Raw genomic sequence first — 5,208 nt, forward strand, 5'->3', positions numbered from 1 at the left:
CCTCACCCTCGTGGATGAGGCCGAGGAGGATGTGCTCTGTCCCGATGTAGTTGTGGTTGAGCATCCTGGCCTCCTCCTGAGCCAGGACGACAACCCGCCGCGCGCGGTCGGTGAACCTCTCGAACATCGTTATCGCTCCTCAGAGCGGTCGTGCAGTTCGGGGACGGTCCCCTCCCTGTCCTTCCGCATGCTAGTCCCGCACGCGGGACCGCTCACTTCGTCCACAAGGACGTGCGACCCACGTGTTGCGGGCCGCGCCGGACACCTAGTCAAACCTGATAGTGCGGGGCAGTGTTCCCCCGAACCAAGCAGAGAGGCCTTTTGCGAGTACGCCAGAAGCGAACGCGCCCGCGACCCGGCACGTGCCGCGGCCCGGACCCGGCCCGCCGCCGTACCGCTCCACACGGTCCCCGTCCGCATCCGTGCCCCCTCCCCTGAGCCCTTGCCCGGCTCATACCCATCGCCGCACCCGGCATAAGCCCCTCGACCGCCATCCGGAACAACGAACACCGCAGGTGGCGGGGCATCCCGGGAAACCCGGTCGGACCCGGATACGGTGACAGCGAACACCCGGCGCAGTCGTTCCACTACCTTTCGTAACCGAAGCTCTCCCCCGGAGTTGAACACGCTATGGCAGCGACACTCCATTTCGCTTCCCGCGCGGCTGCGGTGGTCCCCGGGCCGCTGGACGAGGCGCTCTGGTACGCCCGGGCGCTGGGCTGGCGGGTGTGCCCCGGCGGGACCGCCGAGCCGCCCGAGGGCGCGACCGATCCGGCGGTGCTGGCGGCCTGGTGGGCCGCGTGCCCCGAGGCGCCGGTGCGGCTGGCGACCGGGGCGGCGTTCGACGTCCTGGACGTGCCGGGCGCCGCCGGGACGCGGGCACTGCGGCGCGCCGAGCAGCTCGGGCTGCCGCTCGGACCGGTGGCGGCGACGGCCCCGCGGAACTCGGCGGGCGGGCGCGTGCAGTTCTTCGTCGCGCCGGGCGTCGCGGACGACCTGCCGGGACTGCTGGACTGGCTGGACTGGTCGGGGCTCGGCCTGGACCTGCGGGCGTACGGCACGGGCGACTCGATCCCGGCGCCGTCCCCGTGGCCGGCCACCTGGCTCGCGCCGTGGCCGCGCGCGTGGGAGTCGGCGCGCTGGCTGCGGGCCCCCGCGGCCTCCCGGCTGCGCTGTGCGGCCGGGACGGACCAGGAGGCGCTGATGCGGGTGGACGTCCGCTTCCCGGACGTCACACGGCTGCTGAGCGGCCTCGCGGACGCCTGCCAGCACGTGCGCCTGCTGCCCCGTCCCCGACACGCGGGCTGACCCGGCCCGGGAACGCCGAAGGCGGCCCGCCCGCGGTGCTCGGCACCGGGGGGACCGCCCTCACGCTGCGTCTGTCAGGCGTGCGCCTTGTCGTACGCCTCTTTCACCTTCGCCGGGACGCGCCCGCGCTCGCTGACCTCGTGCCCGTTTTCCTTCGCCCACTTGCGGATCTCCGCGGTGTCCGCGCCGGAGCCCGACGCCTTGGCCGCGCCCCGCGCGGCACGGCGGCCCGCCGCCCGGCCCCCGGTCTTGCGGGCCACGTCGACATACGTGGCCAGCGCGGTGCGGAGGTCGCCCGCATTCGCTTCGCTGAGGTCGATCTCGTACGAGACACCGTCGAGGGCGAACGTCACCGTCTCGTCGGCCTTGCCGCCGTCGAGGTCGTCCACGAGAAGAATCTGGACCTTCTGTGCCACCGGTTTCCCTTTCATCGGGAGGGATCGCCACCAACCATGAAAAGGAAACCGCTTTTCCCAGAAAAATTCAAACCCGGGGAACCGGAACCGAACGCCCCGGCATTGCGTTTGACCATGGATAGCGGCACATCAGGGTTCTGCCGGCTACAGGTGAAGGAGCATCCGCGTGTTGCCGAGGGTGTTGGGCTTCACGCGTTCCAGGTCGAGAAACTCGGCGACGCCTTCGTCATACGAACGAAGTAGTTCGCGGTAGACGTCCGGATCGACCGGTGTCGCCTCGATCTCCACGAACCCGTGCCGGGCGAAGAAGTCGACCTCGAAGGTCAGACAGAATATCCGGCGAACGCCGAGCCAACGGGCGGTCTCCAACAACTTGCCGAGTAGCGCGTGGCCGACGCCGTGGCCACGGCACGCGACGTCGACCGCGAGAGTGCGGACCTCCGCCAGGTCCTCCCACATCACGTGCAACGCCCCGCAGGCGACAACCGCTCGGTCGTCGGCGCGTTCCGCGACCCAGAACTCCTGGACGTCTTCGAACAGTGTCACAGTCGGTTTGTCGAGGAGGATCCGCTTGTCCGCGTACTCGTCCACCAGCCGTCGAATGGTCGTGACATCCGAGGTTCTGGCACGGCGGATCGTGACTTCCATGGCGTGAAGGTATCGCGATCACGGGGCCGCGTGGCGACCGGCCCCGGCGCACCGCGAGATGCCCGCGAGATCTGCCCGAGATCCGAGCGCCAGAGCAGGCTAATGCGACGCCCTCGGCGCTGTCTCCCGAGTTTGCCCACAACCTGCCGGTAACCGATCACCAACCGCACACCAACCGATGACGGGGGCGATGACGCGGATATGAACGGAACTCGACGGCGCTCCGGAATCACCCCATTCGGGGTTCTTGATCCCCCTCACCGGCCGACGGTTCAGCGTGGTCCGATCCGGGTGCTCGCACACGACGAATCCGGGTCGTCCGGGCACGCCGCCTCGACGGCCGGCGCGGGATCGGACGACATCACGAAATCCGAGCGGGCGGACATCACGGTGCCGGCCGCGGGATCGGGCACCCGGACCGCGAGGGTGAGTGTGGCGGTGCCGCCCGCGGCGATGCGGCCGGTCTGCCACACCCCGGTGGTGGCGTCGTAGCTGCCCTGCGACAGCGCGCCCCACAGCAGCGGCGCGCCGGCCGGGACGCTGTTGCGGACGCCCGCGAACAGCGCGGCCGCGTCGCCGCTGTCGGTGACCGAGACGGTGTGCATCAGCGTCTCGCCGGGGCGCGAGTCGGTCGCGTCGACCGCGCGGACGAGGCTCAGGCGGGGCTTTCCGAACCGCAGGTCAGCGCAGGCGGCGGCCGGGTCGTCGGGGCAGCGCTGCGCGACCGGGACGTCCACCTCGGGCACGGCCACCGTGGGCGGGCTGGGTGCCGTGGCGGTCGGGACCGGCGTGGTCGGCGCCGACGTGGTCACGGGAGCGGGGGTGGCCGAGGTCACCGCGGGTTTGCCCGACGGCGATCCGGAGGCCCCCACGGACCGTGCGTGTGTGCGCGGCGAGGTGACCGCTACGCGGATGTGCTCGACGGCGTCCGCGGCGCCTCCCGCGGCCTGGATGCGCCACAGGAGGACGGCCTCGCGGGTGCCTGGCGCGCTGGGGACGGTCCAGACGCCCGACGGGGCGTCGAAGCCGCCGCGCGAGGCGTCCGCGCCGACCGTGTGCAGTCCGCCGCTGAGCGTCCCGGCGACGGTCACGCGCTCCCCCGGGCCGGTGTCGGCGACGACCAGGCGGACGACGGCGGTGAGCACCTCGCCTTCGGCGGCCACCGGCGCACTGACGGTCAGGTCGAGGCCGAGGCGCGGGTGGCTGTCGCGTTCGGCGCCGAAGGCGAACTGGACGGCGAGCAGCACGAGCGCGGTGGCGGCCCCGGTGAGCACGGGAACCGCCGGACGGCGGAGCCGACCGGGGGCGGGCGTCGTGTACGGGGGCCGCAGCGACGGTTCGGGTAGGCGCGGTTCCTGCACGGCCATCCGGCGCCACCTCGCTTCCTCGGGCCCCGGCAAGTCCTATAAGCGGGCAATTCACCCTCAGGAAACCGTGCGCGCATTACGCATTTCCGCGTGGGAGACACTCCGGATATCGGGAGAAATCACCCGCGCGGCGCAGCCCCGGGCGCACCCACGCGGACCGTCATTCAGCCGCTCGGCCGCCTTCCCCGTCCGCCTCCGGCAGCGCGACACGAAGCGCGTCCCGCAGCGCATCGCGCTGTTCCGGGGTCATGCCCTCGACGAAATGCACGAGCGCCCCCGCGCGGCCGCCGCCGGAAAGCCAGTCCTCCGCCATCAGCCCGGCGGTGTGCGCTTCGCGGGAAAGGGCCGGTTCGTAGCGGTACGCGCGCCCGTCGAGCCGGCGGCGCAGCACGCCCTTCCGATAGAGCTTGTCGAGGACGGTCATCACCGTCGTATAGGCGAGGTCACGCTCGGGGAGCAGGGCCTCACGCACTTCGCGCACCGCGAGCGGTTCGTTCGCCGCCCACAGGCGCAGCATCACCTGCTCCTCCAGGTCGCCGAAACGCGGCATCGCCGACACCTCCGCCCTTTCGGCCCGACCGACGGATCCTCCGATGAACCGGTCGCGAAACCGCCGGAAACCGGTGTGCCGACCCGGGTTTAGCGCCGCCCAAACCTCTCGGAAATGTGAGGTGGGGCACAGTCGATTCCGGAAGTCCTATCTCCGATAGTAGACCGCAGGGGGATGAAACCGGCGAATCGCCCGGGTCGCCCACGACTTCTACGACGCGGCGTCGTAGTGACCGCCCCGTGACAGGTTGGCTTTGCGGCCGACGGGTTTGTTACCACTGATGAGCCGACACCGGAGGCCGGGTCGCCCCACGCGGGCCGACCCACCGCGACCGCGGACAGCGCACCGGTACGGCCGACCCGCACGAGGCTCGCCGAGCCCCGGGTCGATCCCGCTCCGCCGCGGGGCCGCCGGCAACGACGCCGCGTCGCCCATGCGGCCGCCCTCGGGCCGCGGCGCGCCGACCAGGCCGCCGCCCCGCCCGGCCGGGTGCGCCCCACCCCACACGGTTCCCGCCGTACGGGGGCGCGAGCATGCCGCCGACCCCCCGAGGTATCTGTGCTGAACCCCACTGACTCCCGCATGCCCGAGACCGCCGCCGACCGTCTCCGGGCCCTCCGTCCGACGCGTCCGGTGATGATGGTCGCCGGGCTCGCGGTGCTGGCCTCGGTCACCGGTATGGGCATCGCCTCGGGCAGCCCGGACCACGCCGAGCCGCGCGGGGCCCAGGTCGTGAGCGTGTCGACCGGGTCCCCCTCCACCGACCAGGCGCTGGCCGACCGCGCCGCGGACGTCGCCGCCCGCGGCGTCGCCCGTGAGCCGCTGGCCGCGCAGACGCTGTACGCCCAGCAGGCCGACGAGGCCAAGGTGGTGCGTGCCGCCGCCGAGGCGAAGGCCGCCGCCGACGCCGAGGCCGCCC

Annotated in this window: 7 protein-coding genes; 2 read left to right on the forward strand and 5 right to left on the reverse strand. The window is 72.4% G+C overall.

The window, feature by feature from the left end:
• On the reverse strand, nucleotides 1-127 hold a 127-nt coding region (locus tag QI554_RS43210), incomplete at its 3' end, for a Clp protease N-terminal domain-containing protein (protein WP_146605600.1).
• Between the two features lie 503 nt (nucleotides 128-630).
• Here QI554_RS43210 and QI554_RS43215 point away from each other — a divergent pair.
• Complete coding sequence (locus tag QI554_RS43215) at nucleotides 631-1,308, forward strand: bifunctional DNA primase/polymerase (RefSeq protein WP_281478949.1); 678 nt, start codon at nucleotides 631-633, stop codon at nucleotides 1,306-1,308.
• Nucleotides 1,309-1,382: 74 nt separating this feature from the next.
• On the opposite strand, the gene QI554_RS43220 is transcribed toward QI554_RS43215, so the two are convergent.
• From QI554_RS43220 to QI554_RS43235, 4 genes are all read right to left on the reverse strand, one after another.
• A complete protein-coding gene (locus tag QI554_RS43220) occupies nucleotides 1,383-1,724 on the reverse strand; it encodes a histone-like nucleoid-structuring protein Lsr2 (protein WP_281478951.1) in 342 nt (113 codons plus the stop codon).
• Between the two features lie 144 nt (nucleotides 1,725-1,868).
• On the reverse strand, nucleotides 1,869-2,372 hold the full coding sequence (locus tag QI554_RS43225) for an amino-acid N-acetyltransferase (protein ID WP_281478953.1): 504 nt from the start codon (nucleotides 2,370-2,372) through the stop codon (nucleotides 1,869-1,871).
• A 272-nt stretch (nucleotides 2,373-2,644) separates the two neighbouring features.
• On the reverse strand, nucleotides 2,645-3,739 hold the full coding sequence (locus QI554_RS43230; protein ID WP_281478955.1) for a hypothetical protein: 1,095 nt from the start codon (nucleotides 3,737-3,739) through the stop codon (nucleotides 2,645-2,647).
• Between the two features lie 160 nt (nucleotides 3,740-3,899).
• Nucleotides 3,900-4,289 (reverse strand): BlaI/MecI/CopY family transcriptional regulator, encoded by a 390-nt coding sequence (locus QI554_RS43235; protein ID WP_281478956.1) that lies wholly within the window; start codon nucleotides 4,287-4,289, stop codon nucleotides 3,900-3,902.
• Nucleotides 4,290-4,871: 582 nt separating this feature from the next.
• On the opposite strand from QI554_RS43235, the gene QI554_RS43240 reads away from it, so the two are divergent.
• Nucleotides 4,872-5,208, forward strand: a 337-nt coding sequence (locus QI554_RS43240; protein WP_425528145.1) for a hypothetical protein, incomplete at its 3' end; no start/stop codon positions are given.

It is taken from the genome of Yinghuangia seranimata, from assembly GCF_029953285.1.
Lineage (GTDB): Bacteria > Actinomycetota > Actinomycetes > Streptomycetales > Streptomycetaceae > Yinghuangia > Yinghuangia seranimata.

Excerpts from the sequence above, each read along its gene's own strand:
- QI554_RS43230 (WP_281478955.1), bottom strand. The coding sequence starts at position 3,739 with ATGGCCGTGCAGGAACCGCGCCTACCCGAACCGTCGCTGCGGCCCCCG.
- QI554_RS43235 (WP_281478956.1), bottom strand. The coding sequence starts at position 4,289 with ATGCCGCGTTTCGGCGACCTGGAGGAGCAGGTGATGCTGCGCCTGTGG.
- QI554_RS43215 (WP_281478949.1), top strand. The coding sequence starts at position 631 with ATGGCAGCGACACTCCATTTCGCTTCCCGCGCGGCTGCGGTGGTCCCC.
- QI554_RS43225 (WP_281478953.1), bottom strand. The coding sequence starts at position 2,372 with ATGGAAGTCACGATCCGCCGTGCCAGAACCTCGGATGTCACGACCATT.